The sequence below is a fragment of the Leuconostoc garlicum genome (genome assembly GCF_001998805.1).
GTDB classification, from domain to species: domain Bacteria; phylum Bacillota; class Bacilli; order Lactobacillales; family Lactobacillaceae; genus Leuconostoc; species Leuconostoc lactis.
This window is the reverse complement of the sequence record NZ_CP016329.1, coordinates 552181-568714: the sequence shown is the minus strand read 5'-3', so window position 1 is coordinate 568714 and position 16534 is coordinate 552181. Positions and strand designations below refer to the sequence as shown.

15 protein-coding genes, 1 tRNA gene and 3 pseudogenes are annotated in these 16534 nt (G+C 45.4%); 10 read left to right on the top strand and 9 right to left on the bottom strand.

Annotated elements, in window-relative coordinates:
* Position 1: 1 nt before the first annotated feature.
* Positions 2-664 (top strand): potassium channel family protein, encoded by a 663-nt coding sequence (locus tag A9176_RS02875; RefSeq protein ID WP_019040086.1) that lies wholly within the window; start codon positions 2-4, stop codon positions 662-664.
* A gap of 35 nt (positions 665-699) precedes the next feature.
* Here the strand turns inward: A9176_RS02875 and A9176_RS02870 are convergent, their stop codons facing one another.
* Positions 700-1539 (bottom strand): alpha/beta fold hydrolase, encoded by an 840-nt coding sequence (locus A9176_RS02870; protein ID WP_077282090.1) that lies wholly within the window; start codon positions 1537-1539, stop codon positions 700-702.
* A 31-nt stretch (positions 1540-1570) separates the two neighbouring features.
* The gene (locus A9176_RS02865) at positions 1571-1876 is read right to left on the bottom strand and encodes a helix-turn-helix domain-containing protein (RefSeq protein WP_010001397.1); all 306 of its coding nucleotides are present in this window, start codon (positions 1874-1876) and stop codon (positions 1571-1573) included.
* A 96-nt stretch (positions 1877-1972) separates the two neighbouring features.
* Here A9176_RS02865 and A9176_RS02860 point away from each other — a divergent pair, with 96 nt between their 5' ends.
* The 7 genes and pseudogenes from A9176_RS02860 to A9176_RS02830 all read left to right on the top strand — a co-directional run bounded on the left by A9176_RS02860 (position 1973) and on the right by A9176_RS02830 (position 7293).
* On the top strand, positions 1973-2362 hold the full coding sequence (locus A9176_RS02860; protein WP_077282089.1) for a GTP-binding protein: 390 nt from the start codon (positions 1973-1975) through the stop codon (positions 2360-2362).
* A gap of 1 nt (position 2363) precedes the next feature.
* Positions 2364-2870 (top strand): YbhB/YbcL family Raf kinase inhibitor-like protein, encoded by a 507-nt coding sequence (locus A9176_RS02855; protein WP_077282088.1) that lies wholly within the window; start codon positions 2364-2366, stop codon positions 2868-2870.
* Between the two features lie 121 nt (positions 2871-2991).
* Positions 2992-4032: pseudogene (argC, locus tag A9176_RS02850) on the top strand (N-acetyl-gamma-glutamyl-phosphate reductase).
* A gap of 20 nt (positions 4033-4052) precedes the next feature.
* Entirely contained in the window at positions 4053-5270 is a 1218-nt protein-coding gene (argJ, locus tag A9176_RS02845) for a bifunctional glutamate N-acetyltransferase/amino-acid acetyltransferase ArgJ (protein ID WP_077282087.1), read from the top strand.
* Between the two features lie 21 nt (positions 5271-5291).
* Positions 5292-6030: pseudogene (gene argB, locus A9176_RS02840) on the top strand (acetylglutamate kinase).
* Between the two features lie 13 nt (positions 6031-6043).
* On the top strand, positions 6044-7165 hold the full coding sequence (locus A9176_RS02835) for an acetylornithine transaminase (RefSeq protein WP_077282086.1): 1122 nt from the start codon (positions 6044-6046) through the stop codon (positions 7163-7165).
* 56 nt (positions 7166-7221) lie between these two features.
* Positions 7222-7293 (top strand) — tRNA-Asn (locus tag A9176_RS02830).
* 258 nt (positions 7294-7551) lie between these two features.
* On the opposite strand, the gene A9176_RS02825 is transcribed toward A9176_RS02830, so the two are convergent.
* The 5 genes from A9176_RS02825 to A9176_RS02805 form a co-directional block, all read right to left on the bottom strand.
* On the bottom strand, positions 7552-8358 hold the full coding sequence (locus tag A9176_RS02825; protein WP_198150936.1) for an IS3 family transposase: 807 nt from the start codon (positions 8356-8358) through the stop codon (positions 7552-7554).
* A 45-nt stretch (positions 8359-8403) separates the two neighbouring features.
* Positions 8404-8646 (bottom strand): transposase, encoded by a 243-nt coding sequence (locus A9176_RS02820; RefSeq protein WP_004912700.1) that lies wholly within the window; start codon positions 8644-8646, stop codon positions 8404-8406.
* Positions 8647-8664: 18 nt separating this feature from the next.
* Entirely contained in the window at positions 8665-9093 is a 429-nt protein-coding gene (locus A9176_RS02815; RefSeq protein WP_077282084.1) for a hypothetical protein, read from the bottom strand.
* 284 nt (positions 9094-9377) lie between these two features.
* Positions 9378-10088 carry a bifunctional demethylmenaquinone methyltransferase/2-methoxy-6-polyprenyl-1,4-benzoquinol methylase UbiE gene (gene ubiE / locus A9176_RS02810; protein WP_077282083.1) on the bottom strand — a complete coding sequence of 237 codons (711 nt, stop codon included), beginning with the start codon at positions 10086-10088 and terminating at the stop codon, positions 9378-9380.
* 43 nt (positions 10089-10131) lie between these two features.
* Positions 10132-11580, bottom strand: a complete 1449-nt coding sequence (locus A9176_RS02805; RefSeq protein WP_077282082.1) for an o-succinylbenzoate--CoA ligase — start codon at positions 11578-11580, stop codon at positions 10132-10134.
* An 88-nt stretch (positions 11581-11668) separates the two neighbouring features.
* On the opposite strand from A9176_RS02805, the gene A9176_RS02800 reads away from it, so the two are divergent.
* Entirely contained in the window at positions 11669-12115 is a 447-nt protein-coding gene (locus A9176_RS02800; RefSeq protein ID WP_077282081.1) for a CopY/TcrY family copper transport repressor, read from the top strand.
* Positions 12116-12182: 67 nt separating this feature from the next.
* Positions 12183-14193, top strand: a pseudogene (locus tag A9176_RS02795) (heavy metal translocating P-type ATPase).
* A 13-nt stretch (positions 14194-14206) separates the two neighbouring features.
* Here A9176_RS02795 and A9176_RS02790 read toward each other — a convergent pair.
* Positions 14207-14944: a DUF1003 domain-containing protein gene (locus tag A9176_RS02790; RefSeq protein ID WP_077282080.1), complete on the bottom strand. Its 738-nt coding sequence runs from the start codon at positions 14942-14944 to the stop codon at positions 14207-14209.
* Between the two features lie 101 nt (positions 14945-15045).
* Positions 15046-16401, bottom strand: a complete 1356-nt coding sequence (locus tag A9176_RS02785; RefSeq protein ID WP_048700237.1) for a gluconate:H+ symporter — start codon at positions 16399-16401, stop codon at positions 15046-15048.
* Positions 16402-16534: the final 133 nt, after the last annotated feature.

Genomic DNA, 16534 nt, shown 5'->3' with positions numbered 1-16534 from the left:
AATGCGTCAAACCTATGCTATTATTGGTCTGGGCCGCTTTGGCGGTGCCTTACTGGAAACGTTAGTGGCCAATGGCCAAGATGTGCTTGGCATTGATATTAACGAAGAACATGTTAACGATTATCGCGACATCGCCACTCAAGTCGTCATCGCTGACGCCCAAGAAGATGATGTCTTGCGCAAATTAGACATTGCCAGTTTTGACCACGTGATTATCGCCATTGGTCATAATATGCAGGCTAGTATCTTAGCCACCATCAACGCCAAAGATCTTGGGGCTAAAAACGTGATTGCCAAGGCTGAAAATCGGACCCATTTACGGGTATTAACGAAAATCGGGGCTGATTTTGTTGTTCAACCCGAACGTGAAATGGGTGAACGAATTGGCCGTAAGTTACTCGCGCCTAACATGTTAAACTTCATTGAACTATCAGATGATTATTCAATGGCCGAAGTCCAAATTGTGAATCCAGCCTTTGCTGGCAAGACCCTTTCTGAATTGAAAATTCGCAAAAAGTTCGGCTTAAACGTTATTGCTGTGCGCCACGATGGGGAAGTCATTGTGGCACCAGAAGCCAGTTATCGAGTGCATCACCTCGATATTCTCTCAGTTGTCGGACCAAAAGATATGGTGGACGACTTCGACCAAATGACGAATAAATAAAAAAAACACCGGTTCACCGGTGTTTTTTGATGCCCTTAGTCCATTATAAATTGCGCAACTTGTTGGGTCACGGCAGGATTATCTCGCACCTGACTATGTTGGGTTTTTGGCCCGCTAATGGTCACAGACTGATATACTTGCCCTTTTTTCAGCCAAAATTTTAACGCTGCCGAACTAAAATTCGTCACGACGCCATCACTGCCATCCCCAATATTACCCATCACATTTAATATTTTTGTCTGTTCAGGCATATTAGCCCGATGTTGATCAAAGTAACGATAACTCGCATCTTGCAACCGTGGGCGTTTTGTCGCTGAATCAATCGTATTGCGATCAAACGCACGGTCAAAACCACCTGATCCCAACCCAGAATTAAACGGTGCGGCAATGGTGACCAGATGCGTAACAGTTGGATACGTCGTATCTTGGATTGGGTGTGATAATAGCACGCGCAACGCAGCAGTCGCCCCCATCGAGTGCCCAACTAGGACGACTTGATTGACATGGCGCGCTTTGAACGTCTGTAACAAGCGCGCGAGGGCGGCACTCGCTTGCTGAGCAGTTGTTTGTTTATCGGTAAAATTCAATTGATAAATGCCACCTTGTTGTAGTTGGTGAGTCGTTCCCGACAATTTCACCATGCCTTGCGGTGACACGTTGACTTGTTGGCGCCGCTTCAAATGCGTTTGCGTCTGAATCGCGATCGCCAACGCCGTCGTTTCCCGTGCGCTACTCCCATAACCATGCAATAAAATAATGGTTTGACGGGAAGCGGGTCGGGCACGCTGTTGCATTGCAAACCACAAACCCACACTGGTCAATAATCCCAATATGACCGTCACAAGCACAATCCTTTTTACGTGGTACTTTGACATTTGACCACCTCATTTCGGCTAACTCAGGCACTTAATCGATCGGATCGCTTTCATCAATTTGATTAATTTTATCGAAGACACGGAACAAATTATCCATTTCGGTTAATTTATACTTACGTGAGTTACGATCATAGACAATTTCGGATTGAATCGGTTCCCCAATTTGCAGGTCATGCAAAAAATCACGAATTTCAGAGATATCCCGTTGCACAGTCTTGCGGCCAATAAAAAACATGTCTTCGATTTCTTCAATCGACAAGGCCCGATGACTAATTAAAGCCGAATAGAGCCTCAAAATACGCTGTTTATCGTTAAATACTGTTTTCCGTGCTGCCATAATTTTCCCCAGGTTTAAATGTTAAATTTATTGTACCAAATAAAACAGATGTTCGGTACAATAAAGATAAGCAATTTATCACGAAAGGTTGGCCTCATGTCTTTATTTGATTTCTTTAAAAAGAAAGCCACTAATGCGACACCCGAACCCGCCCCAGTCACCGACGACACGCCGATTACTTGGGAAAATACCACTGATCCAGGTGATTTTTTTGAAGGTTATCAGGCCGCTGTGCAAGCCCTAACTGACGCTGGCAAACACGCAGCTGCGGAAACTCTACGAGCTAATGAACCGGCACTTCAACTGGCCTTTATTGAACGATTTGAAGCCAAAACACGCGCTGACATCGCTAATATCAGCGACCTTGATGCACGCACAGCGGCTGTCATTGATGCCGTCAGCACGGTCCGTCGCTATAACCGGCACATGTCCGTCGCCGTTCGCGCCCGTTTGGCCCAAGCCAAGAAAAATTTAATTGGAGAATAACATGCAGCTCACTGTACCACTCGAAAATGGTCTCATTCCCGATAAGTATGCCAAGTTTGCGCCGGCAAAATATCGAACACAAGACATGCCGACCACAAACTTTCCCATCACCATCACGGATATCCCTGACGGCACACAATCACTGTCAATCAGTCTGATTGACTATGACGCCATCCCCGTTGGTGGTTTTCCTTGGATTCATTGGTTAGCCGCCAATGTCCCTGTTGGCAATGTGCCGGAAGACTTGCGCGCAACGGGTCAGGCTGTTTCGGGCACGAACTCAACGTGGCATTTTGTCCAAAAATGCCAACAACCGGCCAATCCAGCGATCAACCAAGCCTACATCGGCCCCATGCCACCAGATACAACGCACAACTACACGCTGACCATCTTTGCCCTGGATACACAACTGGATCTCCAAGACGGCTTCTTCTTAAACGAGCTTCGCACCAAAAGCCAAGGCCACGTATTGGATATGGCAATTGTAGAACTACCCGCCCGCGCTTAACACCTCATTGAGGTGTTTTTTTATGCACTAAATTAGGATTATTCACCGCTTGATTGCATATTTGTTGTATTTAAATTCATGACGCTTTATGATTTAAAGCAACGACTCGGGAGGAAATAGTATGACAGCAACTCAAATTAAAGTGGCCATCGTTGGCGTCACCGGCTATGCCGGAATGGAATTACTACGCTTACTTCACGCTCATCCATACGTGCAGGTCGTCTCAGTTCATCAAACAACTGCGACCCAGGAAACGCTTGACCAAACTTTCCCTCATTTGCAGTCACTGTATAAAATAACACCAACACCCGTTGACCCAGTGCATATTATGCAAAACGCCGATTTAGTTTTCTTCGCGACATCGAGTGGCGTCACCAAAACGCTCGCTGCGCCATTTATTGCGCAACACTTTCCAGTCATTGACTTGTCTGGCGACTTTCGTCTGAACGCCAAAGACTATGCGCAATGGTACCATCAACCCGCCGCACCACAAGCATTGTTGGACCAAGCCAGTTACAGTCTAGCCGACTTTTACACGAATGATAAATCTTATATTGCGAACCCCGGCTGCTACGCTACCGCCACCCTATTGGCTTTAGCACCACTGGCCCAAGCACAGTTACTTGATACGGACAGTATCGTCATCGATGCCAAAAGTGGTCTCTCCGGTGCTGGTAAATCACTCACAACGGCAAGCCATTTCGTCACCGTCAATGAAAATATGATGATGTACAAACCCAACCAACACCAACATTTACCAGAAATCATGCAACAGTTATAACGCTGGCAACCCAGTCTCGCGCATATTCAATTCACCACCTCACTGCTGCCGATTAACCGTGGCATTTTCGTCAGTGCGTATGTGAAATTAAAACAACCCCTCACACCCAAAGCTATTGACGCCCTTTATCACCAGACCTACGCGGACAAGCCGTTCGTCCGCTTGATGCCATTGGACACCTTCCCTGACATCAAACAAGTCGTTGGTACGAATTTCACCGATATTGGTCTTACCTATAATCCCATCACCCACTATCTCACGATTGTCAGCGTGATAGATAACATGATTAAAGGCGCGGCCGGCCAAGCCATTCAAAATATGAATCATCTGTACCATTTTGAGGAAACGACTGGCTTAAATTTGATTGCCCAATACGCCTAACCCAACAGCGAGGAAAAAACATGCCTCAAACACTGACCGCACCATTCACAACCTTATCTCATCCCAGCATTGCCGCGCCAAAAGGCTTTCACGCCGACGGGCAACATGTTGGTTTAAAACACAAAGCTAAAGATTTGGGCTGGCTGATCAGCGACGTGCCCGCTGCGGTGGCCGGCGTGTTTACAACCAACCAAGTCCAAGCCGCCCCCGTCCAAGTGACCAAACAAACCATTCAAAACGGCCAACTACAAGCGATCATCGTCAATTCTGGTAATGCCAATGCGGTAACTAGGCAAATTGGTTTGACGCACGCCAAAATGATGCAAACAACGACCGCGGACAAGTTGGGTATTGCGCCAAACTTGGTGGGAGTTGCATCAACTGGTGTTATCGGGCAAATACTTCCCATTGATACCGTGACTGCAGGTATCCACCAACTTCAGCATGACGGTGACCCCCAAGGGTTTGCCCACGCCATTATGACCACCGATACCAACGAGAAGGCCGTGACGATTCAAGGCACCATTGCAGGCAAGCTCATCACGATGAGTGGGGTTGCAAAAGGTTCGGGGATGATTCATCCCAACATGGCTACCATGCTTGGGTTTATCACCACGGATGCTAATATTACCAGTTCGCTATTGCAACAAGCCTTGTCAGAAGATGTCGAGACGAGTTTTAATCAAATCACCATTGATGGCGATACCAGCACCAACGACATGGTTTTAGTCATGGCCAATGGTCAAGCTGGCAATCCGCTAATTGCCCAAGACGACGCGGCCTACGAACAGTTTAAGGCGATGTTGCATCACGTGACTACGACGCTCGCCATTGCGATTGCCAACGATGGCGAAGGGGCAACGAAACTCATCACCGTCACGGTTTCACACGCCCAATCAGCGACTGCCGCCCGACTCATTGCCAAAAAAGTCGTCGGCTCATCATTGGTCAAAACCGCCATGTTTGGCAAAGACCCCAATTGGGGTCGGATTATTGCCGCCATTGGCGCTGCCGAAACGGCTATTTCCCCAGATACCATTGCCATCAGCATTAATGACTACCCAGTCATGCAAGCTGGCGCCCCTGTTGCCTTTAACCAGACAGCACTGGCAAATTCACTAGAAGACCCGCACATCACGATTCAAATCGACCTCAACAATGGGGCGGCCACCGGTCAAGCCTGGGGCTCAGATTTGACTTATGACTATGTGAAAATTAACGCCCTCTACACCACGTAAGTCACACCAAGGAGCGAAGCGATGACCCAAAAATACATCATTAAAATTGGCGGTAATGCCGCCCAACAGCTCACCCCTGCGTTTTTTGACACGATTAAACAATGGCAAAAACAACATATTCAAGTGGCCATTGTCCATGGCGGTGGCGATCAGATTTCTCATTTGATGACGCAATTCAATGAACCGGTGCAAAAGTTTAACGGTATTCGAGTCACCACCGCGCAAGGCCTTCATATCACACAAATGGCGCTTCTCGGCCAAGTGCAACCAGCGCTAACCGAAGCCTTTCGGCAACACGGCATCGCGGCCATCGGGCTTAATGCCGGTAGCAATCAGCTATTAACCGGCCATGTGTTGGATCAGGCACTTTATGGCTATGTGGGCGTTATTCACCAGGTCAACACCCAGCTCATCCAACAACTTTGGCAGCAAAATTTAATCCCAATTATTGCCCCCCCTTGCCATGACCAATGACGGCCAGTGGTTAAATGTCAACGCTGACCACGCAGCCACCGCCATTGCTAAACAACTCCACGCTGATGCGCTGTATTTACTCACTGACGTTGCCGGGGTGAAAGTCAGTGGTTGCTTATTACAAGTACTTACCCCAAAAACAGCGCAACAATTAACCGCTGATCACCTCGTCACTGGTGGTATGCTTCCAAAAATCAACAGTGCCTTAAGCGCAGTCAAACGCGGCGTCCATCATGTCCATATCACCAACACCGTCACCCAACCGGGCACGGTCGTCACACTTTAACAAGGAGTACCTTATGACCCTCTTTCCTAATTATCACCGTGCACCCGTGACTTTTACCCAAGCGCAAAATGCGACTTGGTTTGACGACCAAGGCCAAGCCTATAGTGACTTAACCAGTGGGATCGGTGTCTACAACATCGGCGCAACCCACCCCAAAGTCGTGGCCGCGCTGACCCAGCAGGCTGAGAAAATGTGGCATCTGCCCAATTTATACCAAAATCCTTTGCAAGAGGCCGTTGCCCAACAACTCGGTGGCAATGATTACACGACTTATTTTGCCAATTCTGGTGCCGAAGCCAATGAAGCGGCGATTAAACTCGCACGTCTGGTAACCGGTAAATCAACGATTATCTCGTTTACCAACTCGTTTCACGGTCGTACCTATGCGGCGATGTCAGCCACCGGACAGGACAGTATTCATGCTGGCCTACCCATGCTGACCGGCTTTACTTACGCGAAATTCAACGATATTACCAGCGTCAAAGCACTGATCACCGACGATACGGCGGCCATTATGTTAGAACTCGTTCAAGGTGAAGGTGGTGTTTTCCCCGCTGATCCAGCCTTTGTCGCTGAGTTAGTTAATTTGGCGAAAACAAATGGCATTTTGTTACTGGTTGATGAAGTCCAGACAGGCATGGGCCGGACTGGCACAAGATTTGCTTTTGAACAATATGGTTTCACGCCAGATATTTTTACCACCGCCAAAGGGTTGGCTAACGGTATTCCGGTCGGTGCCATGTTAGCGAAAAACGACTATGCCGAAGCCTTGGCCTATGGTACCCACGGTTCCACTTTTGGCGGCAATCCCTTAGTCATGTCCGCTGCACAAGCGACCCTGACTGTCTTAGATGAAGTACTCCCAACATTGCCAGAGAAAATCGCTTTATTTTGGGATAAGTTAGCTGAACTTAAAGCATTGAGCGTTGTTGATGACGTCCGCGGTTTGGGCATGATGGCTGGTATGTCACTCACTATACCCGTCGACCAAGTCGTTGCTGATCTTTTGCAAGATCACATCATTGTTTTATCTGCTGGCCACAATACATTACGCCTGCTACCACCGTTGACAATTCCCACCGCTCAACTTTTGGAAACGTTGGATAACATTAAAATTCAACTTGATAAAATTTAGTTGTTGACAATTAATTCTCATGTTGTTATACTTAAATAGTTGAGTAAACAACAAATTGCTCCATAGTTCAGCGGTAGAATAACGCACTGTTAATGCGCAGGTCCCTGGTTCGAATCCAGGTGGAGCAGTACAGAATTAACTTATATTAGAAAGCACATGGTTTAAATCATGTGCTTTTTCTTTTGCAAAATATACTCTCATATTGATTGTATTATTTTTCTAAACGATTATCAAAGTATGCTAGTTTAACACCTAGATGAACAAAAAGAGACTGAGCTAGTAGCTCAGTCTCTTTAAATTAAAATAATAGTAATTTAGCCATTATCTTATAGTGGCACGCAGTCGTGCTCAGAAGTCAATAAATTGGACTATTTTTATTCAGTTAATTAAGCAACATTTGAGATACGATTACTATTATAAAAATTGATATACCAACCAATGGCTGCTTGGACTTCAGTTAATGTTTGGTATGCCTTCAAATAAACCTCTTCACGCTTCAATATTGAATGAAACGCTTCCATACGGCCATTATCGTACGGATGGCCTTTGAGTGAATAAGAATGTTTCAAGCCATAATTTTGACATTTAATATTAAACTCAGCACTCGTGTATTGTGACCCCATATCTGAATGAATAATGAGTGGCTTTCGATGCTTATCTAACGCCATCTGTAAGGCACTTGTGGCTAGCTCGGCTGTCATTGTATCGCCAATTTTAGAGCCCAATACTTTTCTCTTCTCAGGATCCAAAACGGTCGCTAAATAGACCCATCTGTGATTAGTCAACTGAATATAAGTGATATCTGTTTGCCAAACACCGCTTAAATCATGCAAATGTCTAATCAGATTGGGTTTTTGATCAACCGTCACAACAGTTTTGGGTTTGCGATAACGTTTTTGCATGCGTGATCTAATCCCTAATTCACGCATTAATTTGAGTGTCATATATTCAGATATTTTTGGACAGTCATTGTTTAGTTGACTATAAGCAGCAATACGACGATAGCCATAAAATTTAAAGGTTTTCCAAACGTCTAAAATATAAGGTTTTAGGGATTCTCTACGCTTTTCTTGTCGACTGGGCTGCCAATGGCGCCAGTTGTAATAGGTACTAGGTTTGATTTTAAGTGCACTTAAAATACGCACAAGCGCGTAGCCTTGTGCTAAAAATTGATTAACTAGCGGCAATCCCACATTACGGACTATTTTTTGGCTAGTAAGATGGCCGCTCAATGCCTGTCAGGCTATGCGTGATAAAATTTCGTTTTCTTCCTCCAAAATAGCGAGGCGCTTCTCTAGTTGCTTAACGTCTTTTAAAGTCTTTGACTGACCCTTGATCATGATTGGGGTAGCTTGTTTAACCCAAATAGCAATAGAATCTTTTGATGGTCCAAATTCTTCTGCTAATGATTTGAGTGAACGGCCTTCTTGGTGAAGTTTAACCAGTGAATCTTTGAAATCTTGTGAATAACGAATTGACATAAAAATACTCCTATACTTTCATTTTACGGACTGAATAAAAATAGTCCATTTTTTTAGTATAAGAGCAGTCTCTGCCGCATTTATTTCTGCATTGTGGTCGTTCTCTGCCGTTGATATGTCAATCATTTTTCCCTTACTTTTAAGCTCATCATTCAGTCGTTGAATCTCGCTATCTTTTGCTTCAATTTTTTGCTTGACTTGAACCACATCAGAAGTTTGTAATTTCTCTTGTAAAACATTCTCAAGGCTAGCTCTTTGTTCTTTCAACACTTTTATTCGTCTTGCTAACTCGTCAATACTGTTCTGAATCTCACTCCTATGCTGCTTTCCTGTGGAATTTTGCCACAGCTTAAAATTTTCATAAGCGTACGCTGTTCCCCCAAACAAAACCATAGCAAATGCTAGGATTGCGCCAGGTAAAGCGATTTTAGTCACTAAGTTCTTCATAGTTTTACCCTCAACTCTCGATACATTTTTCTGTTTTTAGTTTGTGACATATCACGCAAAATTGTAATCATTCATCATAAATAGCAATAATTTCCCATATAAATAACAATAAATTTCCATAATATGCCATATTTTCAGTTAATATTTTACGCTCTTTTAAAATATTATCAATAATATTGTGTAATTATTTTTGTAATAAAAAGCAGTGACTCGTATCCGTACAGCCCTCAACAACTAAAAAAGCCATGCAGACTAGTCACAAAACTAGCCCACACGGCTCATACTTATTTCACGGCATAATGCGCAGCAGCAGCGCCAAGGTTGAAGCGTGAAATCGTCACCTTTTCAAATCCCACCTGTAATAATCGTTGCCCTAACGTGCGATAATCCATGAACTGTTCAGTGGTCTCATCCAGGTACTTATACTCTTGATACTTCCCTTTAGCAAATAACTTCCCAAACATTGGCATCACTTGTCCAAAATACAATTGCCAGAACGGCTTCACCAATGGGTTATCCGGTTGTGACGTTTCTAAAATCACCAATTGCCCCCCTGGCTTAAGGACACGATACATTTCCTGCAAACCCAGTACTGGATCGGGCAAGTTGCGTAGACCAAAGCCAATCGTCACAATATCAAACGTATCATCGTCAAACGGCAAGGCCATTGCATCCCCTTGCACTAACGTGATTTTATCAAAATAATCGCTGACGTCGACTTTCTTTTGCCCAACGGCCAACATTTCCTCACTAAAATCAAGGCCTGTCACATGGGCAGTTGAATCACTTTTTTCCGCCAAAGCTAACGCCCAGTCAGCAGTTCCAGTCGCTAAATCAATAATGTTGGCACCTTCTGGAAAGGTCATCCGTGCCATCACCTTTTGGCGCCACAACTTATGCGTGCCGAGTGAGATGATATTATTCATCTTGTCGTATTCAGGGGCAATCGTATTAAAAAGTGCCCGCACATCAGTATTTTTTGGTGATTGTGTCATCAGTTTTTATCCGCGAGCTGTATTACTCACGCCTACTCCTCTTTTATTGTAACGCTGTTAATGTCTCGAGTTCCGCTGCGAACAAACGTCGTTGTACCTTGCCACTCGCCGTAACATGCCAAGTATTGGCTTGGTAAAAACGTTGCGGCACCTTATAATGGGCCAACTGTTCGCGACCAAAACGCCGCATTGCGGCCGCAGATAAGTCCGTTCCCATCACAACAGCGACCGGCACTGCCCCCCATTTTTCATCAGGCACACCCACGACAACCATTTTCTGCAGGTCTGGCATGGTTGCATAGGCAGCTTCAACTTCATCGGGGAAAATATTTTCCCCACCAGAACTAATCATATCGCCCTCGCGCCCTTGAATATACAAAAAGCCGTCAGCATCAAGATACCCAAAATCCTCAGTGTTAAACCAGCCTGCCTGCATATTTTTAGCCAACAGTTCAGGTTGGTTTAAATAGCCTGGAGTTAGCGTTGGTGATTTGAGCCAAACAGCCCCAGACGTGCCTGGCGCTACTGGTTTCCCCGTTGCATCACGAATACTCAACGACACGGGAAATAACGGCTTCCCGACTGACCCTAATTTTACTTGGGCATCGGCCGCATCCAACGCCACTACTTGTGACGCCGTTTCCGTCATACCATAGGATTGAATAATAGGAAGTTGATGCGCCGCTGCTTGTTGCAATGTGGCCGCATCGGTTGGCCCGCCACCAAGCAGTAGCGTTCTAAAGTGCGGATTGTACGTCACGCCAGCTGGTAAATCCGCCAGTAATTGTTTAAGCATCACGGGGACGGCCGACATTGTGGTAATTGTATCATGAATCAGTAAGTCATTAATGTGATGCGGATCAAATTTCTCAACCAATACTACCCGCATCCCATAAATTAAACTCCGCATCAAAATGGCAAACCCACTAATATGGAAAATTGGCACCACGGCCAACCAAGCATCCTGACTGGTGAGCCCCAGATTAAGCGCACTGCCCATCGCTGACATCCAATGATTATAATACGTCTGCATCACGCCTTTTGGCTGGCGCGTCGTGCCCGACGTGTACATCACGCTCGTCACAAATTCGTCAAGATACTCAGCAACTGGTGTCACCGGTTTGCCGGCTGGCAATTGCGAAAATTTAACTTGTTGGGCTACGGCTAATTCAGCTGTGTAGGCGTCATCGGTCAATAATAACGAGACACCGGCATCCGCCAATTGGTAGTTAATTTCAGCAACAGACAAGCGCCGATTAATAAAAACAATGGTTTTGCCCAATTGTTGCAGGCCCATAATAACCAAATAACCTTGTAGACTATTGGTCATGATCACGGCCACGCGTGAATTGTCATCCCCTAATGCGGCGATCTGACCTGCGATTTTTTGTGCCGTTTGGGCCACTTCTTGAAATGTTAAGTGTTGTTGTCCAGCCGAAACGGCCACGCGGTTTGGGGTTAACCGGGCGCGTTTCACCAACCAATTTTCCATGTTTTAAACCTCTTTAATCACTATCTATCATACCACGCAGGCTTAAAATAACCTTGCATTTTTTAATTTACAGTTGTAGACTAACAGTATGATCAAACAAACACAAACAATGACAACAAGTGAATGGGAAATTATGCGCGTGATTTGGACGTTAGGAGAAGCGACCAGCCGCCAAATCATTCGAATAATGGCACAGAAAACGGATTGGTCGCCTTCGACGATCAAAACGCTCATTTCGCGCTTACAAGCCAAAGGTTATTTAACCGATAATGGCGCCAGTCGCGACCGCTTGTATCTGCCAACGGTTGCGGAACACGAGGCCATGACGGCAACTTTGCAGCGGACCATCCAGGCCATGTGCGCCATGTGCGTTGGTCACGCCTTGGCCGATGTGTTGGCCACCACGCCTCTGTCTCAAGACGACATCACGCGATTGCAGGCCGTCTTACAGGATAAATATACCCAAGCACCCGACCACATTGCTTGTGATTGCTTACCACATCAAGAAGAGGAGAAGACACCCCATGAGAGATGAACATGAACATCAACACGACCATGAACATCACCAACATCAAGACCATACAGCGATGTCTGGTCACAATATGCATCACGAACACCATGAAATGGCGATGACCCATGATGACCATGGCGCATCATCATATGCACATGTCAGATGATCCTGGCATGGCGCATATGGATATGACCGATATGGCCCGCCGCTTTTGGTGGTCTTTGGCGTTGATGGTACCCATTATTATCATTACACCACTGATGGGCATGACTTTCCCCTTCACCTTGCAATTCCCAGGTGATACTTGGGTCACGGCTATTTTAGCCACGATCTTATATATTGTCGGCACAAAGCCCTTTTTTGTTGGGGCTAAAGCCGAGTTAAAAGCTAAAAGACCAGCAATGATGAGTTTGGTGAGTCTCAGTCTGCTCGTGACATTTTGGTACTCGATTTATGCCTTAGTGGTCAACACTTTTTGGCCAACGGCCCATGTAATGGACTTTTTCTGGGAATTTGCAACCCTGACCGTCATTATGTTGTTGGGTCACCGCATTGAAATGGCGGCTACGATGGAAGCTGGTGATGCCACTGCCAAGTTGCGCGCCCTATTGCCCAACACCGCACACGTGCAGCACGGGGATCACTTTATGGACATGCCGGTTTCAGCATTGAAGCCAGACATGGTCGTGCAAGTCTTAGCCGGTGAAGCTTTCCCTGCCGACGGGGTTATTTTATCGGGCGAAAGTCAAGTCGATGAATCTCTCATGACTGGTGAAAGCCGTTTAATTGATAAAAAGCCTGGCGTCTCAGTTGTTGGTGGCACCATCAACGGTAACGGTACCCTGTTAGTGAAAGTGACCCATGTTGGCGCCCAATCATTTATTGGTAAGCTCCAGTCAACATTAGCCGCCTCACAAAGTGCCAAGTCACGTGTTGAAACGATTGCTGATCAAGTGGCCAGTTATCTCTTTTGGGTCGCCCTCTTAATTGCTGGTCTAAGCTTAATGATTTGGACACCACTACACGGTTTGGGCTTTGCCATTAATATTGCCGTGACTGTATTAGTCATTGCCTGCCCACACGCGCTTGGCTTAGCGGTGCCACTCGTTATTCAACGGACTAAAGCCATTGCCGCCACGCAAGGGATTTTAATTAAGAACCACAAAGCACTGAGTTCAGCTAACCACTTGACTTATGTCTTGATGGATAAAACTGGTACGTTAACCACCGGTCAATTCAAAGTTATGCAAGTTGTGACCGATAACTTTGATCAAAAAGAAGCCTTGGGCATCATGGCAGCGCTTGATGCCCAATCAACGCATCCACTAGCCCAAGGGATTGTCAGCTATGCTAAGCAACAACAAGCACCAGTATTATCAGCCACTGATGTTGAAAACATGGCGGGCTACGGTATTGCTGGGATGGTGAATGACAAACATTACCTACTCGTTTCAGAACGGTATTTGAAGGATCATCATATCCATTACACGCCGTTGGTTGCTGATGGCACAATTTCTTATTTGCTCCAACATGATCACGTCGTGGCGGCCGTCGCCCAAGGTGATGAAATTAAGGCCACTACGCCAACATTTATTAACTATCTGAAGGCACAACATCTCATTCCAATTCTGGTGACCGGTGATAATGCCCAAGTGGCCCAAGCTGTTGCGGATCAACTGGGTATTACCGAAATCCACGCCCAAGTATCACCACAAGAAAAAATTGCCCTTGTCAAAGATTATCAAAAACAAGGTCAGGTTATGATGATTGGTGATGGGATTAACGACGCGCCGGCGTTAGCCCAAGCGGATCTGTCAGTTGCCATTGGCGCTGGAACACAAGTGGCGCAAGCAGCGGCGGACACCGTCTTAATTGCTAATCAACTCCCAACTATTATTGATTTTCTTAAGCTTGCTAAGCGCGCAGATCGCAAGCAAATTGAAAACCTTTGGTGGGGGGCTGGTTATAACATCATCGCCTTACCACTGGCTGCTGGGGCACTGGCAACCTTTGGTATCATGTTAAACCCAATGATCGGTGCGATTTTAATGTCGCTATCAACGGTTATTGTCGCTTTAAACGCGATGACGCTCAAAGCTTAAAAAAACAGCAACCCTATGGGTTGCTGTTTTTTTGTTGCGCATTTAAGGCACTGAGTTGTTGTTGCATTTCACCTAACATTTTGGTTTGTAATGCCTGAACTTCTAGCATATCTGGATAATCCGTTTGAATTAAACGATCAATCTTGGCATGTAACACCCGCATTTCTTCTTCGGTTTTCAAATTCACATGAAAATCGTTATCTGCATGTAGTCGGTCATAATCTGACGACCGGTTTTGACTCATTAAAATTAACGGTGCTTGTAAAGCCGCCGTCATACTCAAAAAGAGATTCAATAAAATAAAGGGATAGGGATCAAAATTTGCGTGGAACACGTGCCAGCCGTTCACCGCAATCCAGACAACCATGGTGATAATCGCCATGATAATAAAGCCCCAACTACCACCAAATTTTGCAACCTTATCGGCCACCCGCTGCCCAAACGTATAGGTCTCGCGCTGGTGCTTCTTAACATTAATGACTTTAAAATTTTTATCCGTCAAAATATGGGTCAGCTTGTGTTTCATCTGACGATTCATCTGTTGATCCGCCAACCGTATGGCATTAATGCGGGCCAAACGATATGGTAATAAATGGGCCAAACAAATAAACGCATCACCCTGATGCTCAGGAAAGTCTTGTTGAATGGCCCGCCGTAAAGTCGGCTCTAATTCAGGCAGTAAAACACCGTCCACAAATGCTGTTGCCGCACCGTCTACTAAACAATGCTGGTCCCTATTTTTGTCAATCAATGCACCAGCCTCCAATCGCTGTTATTTGCCATCATTATAGCATTATTAGCCACATAAAAAGCCTTAAAGCACCTGCTTTAAGACCAGTTAGCCAATATAATTTAAACAAATAGGCTCATAATCAAGACCATCACAAGTCCCACAACGGCAATGATTGTTTCCAACACTGTCCAAATCAAGAGTGTTTGCTTCACGTTCAAATCAAAGTACTCTTTAAACATCCAGAAGCCGGCATCATTCACGTGCGAAGCGGCTAATGACCCTGCCCCAATCACCAAAACCATTAAGGCTGGGTTCACATGCGAGGCAACCATCAAGGGCTGAACTAAACCAGCTGCGGTCAAGGCAGCAACCGTTGCTGAGCCTAACGCGACACGCAGAATCACAGTAATAATCCAAGCTAACAGCAATGGTGAGATAGCTGAATGGATAAACAATTGTGAAATTTGACCAGAAATACCGCCATCAATCAAAATCTGTTTAAAGGCTGCGCCACCACCAATAATCAAAAGTAACATTGCAATGGATTTGATGGCTTCTTCAACGGTAGCCATCATATCTGGTGTTTTACGCCCTTGATGCCAACCCATTGCCCACATCGCAAACACCAAAGAGATAATCATCGCTGCGACCGGATTACCAATCATGGTGATAAATGCTGCCATCCCCGTTGGGTTTTTAAAAGGTTGCCCATCATTGTAAATAATTGTGTACGTTGTTGTGATTCCCATTAACAAAACCGGGAACAATGATGTCAACACAGAAATACCAAAGCTGGGTGTTTCTGACAATACAAATTGCTTTTCTTTACCAAAAGCAGTCAATTGTCGCTTAATCACAAAGGCATCTGGCGCAAATTTTTGGGCCAACTTAGTAAACAAGGGCCCAGCGATAATCGCCGCTGGTACCGCAACAATTAAGCCATAAACCAATACCGTTCCAGGGTTGGCACCCAACGCACCAGAAATCGCCGTTGGGGCTGGATGCGGTGGCAAGAAACCATGGGTGACTGACAAAGCTGCTGCCATGGGAATACCAAGATAAAGCAAGGGTACGGCGGCTTCCAGCGCAATCGCAAAGACGATGGGAATCAACAAGACCATCCCAACTTCAAAGAAGAGCGCAATCCCAATAATAAAGGCCGCAACCATGATGGCCAGTTGGACACGTTGCTTACCAAATTTGTCAATTAACGTATGGGCAATCCGATAAGCCCCACCCGCATCAGCGACCAAACGGCCTAAAATAGCACCAAATCCAAAAACAATCGCCAACTCACCTAAAGATGAGCCAATCCCATTTTGAATTGACACGGGAATCTGTTGGAGTTTCATCCCCAATCCCAAGCCAACAACACTCGCCGTTAAAATCAACGCAATAAACGTATTGATTTTAAACTTAATAATGAGTAACAAAAGGAATAAAATTCCAAGGGCCAAGACAACGAAAGACATCATAATGCTTTCTCCATTCTATGTTCAACACTGTGCCAGAACTTATTTTGAATAACCGCAACCTGTTTTCAGTTGGTTTTCTGTATACTCATTACAAGGGTGTAAGTGCTTTTTATGTTATTGTAAACGCTTTCAA

What these genes read in the sequence shown, in the direction of transcription:
- A9176_RS02875 (WP_019040086.1), top strand. Translation starts at nt 2, where the DNA reads ATGCGTCAAACCTATGCTATTATTGGTCTGGGCCGCTTTGGCGGTGCC.
- A9176_RS02870 (WP_077282090.1), bottom strand. Translation starts at nt 1,539, where the DNA reads ATGTCAAAGTACCACGTAAAAAGGATTGTGCTTGTGACGGTCATATTG.
- A9176_RS02865 (WP_010001397.1), bottom strand. Translation starts at nt 1,876, where the DNA reads ATGGCAGCACGGAAAACAGTATTTAACGATAAACAGCGTATTTTGAGG.
- A9176_RS02860 (WP_077282089.1), top strand. Translation starts at nt 1,973, where the DNA reads ATGTCTTTATTTGATTTCTTTAAAAAGAAAGCCACTAATGCGACACCC.
- A9176_RS02855 (WP_077282088.1), top strand. Translation starts at nt 2,364, where the DNA reads ATGCAGCTCACTGTACCACTCGAAAATGGTCTCATTCCCGATAAGTAT.
- argJ (WP_077282087.1), top strand. Translation starts at nt 4,053, where the DNA reads ATGCCTCAAACACTGACCGCACCATTCACAACCTTATCTCATCCCAGC.
- A9176_RS02835 (WP_077282086.1), top strand. Translation starts at nt 6,044, where the DNA reads ATGACCCTCTTTCCTAATTATCACCGTGCACCCGTGACTTTTACCCAA.
- A9176_RS02820 (WP_004912700.1), bottom strand. Translation starts at nt 8,646, where the DNA reads ATGTCAATTCGTTATTCACAAGATTTCAAAGATTCACTGGTTAAACTT.
- A9176_RS02815 (WP_077282084.1), bottom strand. Translation starts at nt 9,093, where the DNA reads ATGAAGAACTTAGTGACTAAAATCGCTTTACCTGGCGCAATCCTAGCA.
- ubiE (WP_077282083.1), bottom strand. Translation starts at nt 10,088, where the DNA reads ATGACACAATCACCAAAAAATACTGATGTGCGGGCACTTTTTAATACG.
- A9176_RS02805 (WP_077282082.1), bottom strand. Translation starts at nt 11,580, where the DNA reads ATGGAAAATTGGTTGGTGAAACGCGCCCGGTTAACCCCAAACCGCGTG.
- A9176_RS02800 (WP_077282081.1), top strand. Translation starts at nt 11,669, where the DNA reads ATGATCAAACAAACACAAACAATGACAACAAGTGAATGGGAAATTATG.
- A9176_RS02785 (WP_048700237.1), bottom strand. Translation starts at nt 16,401, where the DNA reads ATGATGTCTTTCGTTGTCTTGGCCCTTGGAATTTTATTCCTTTTGTTA.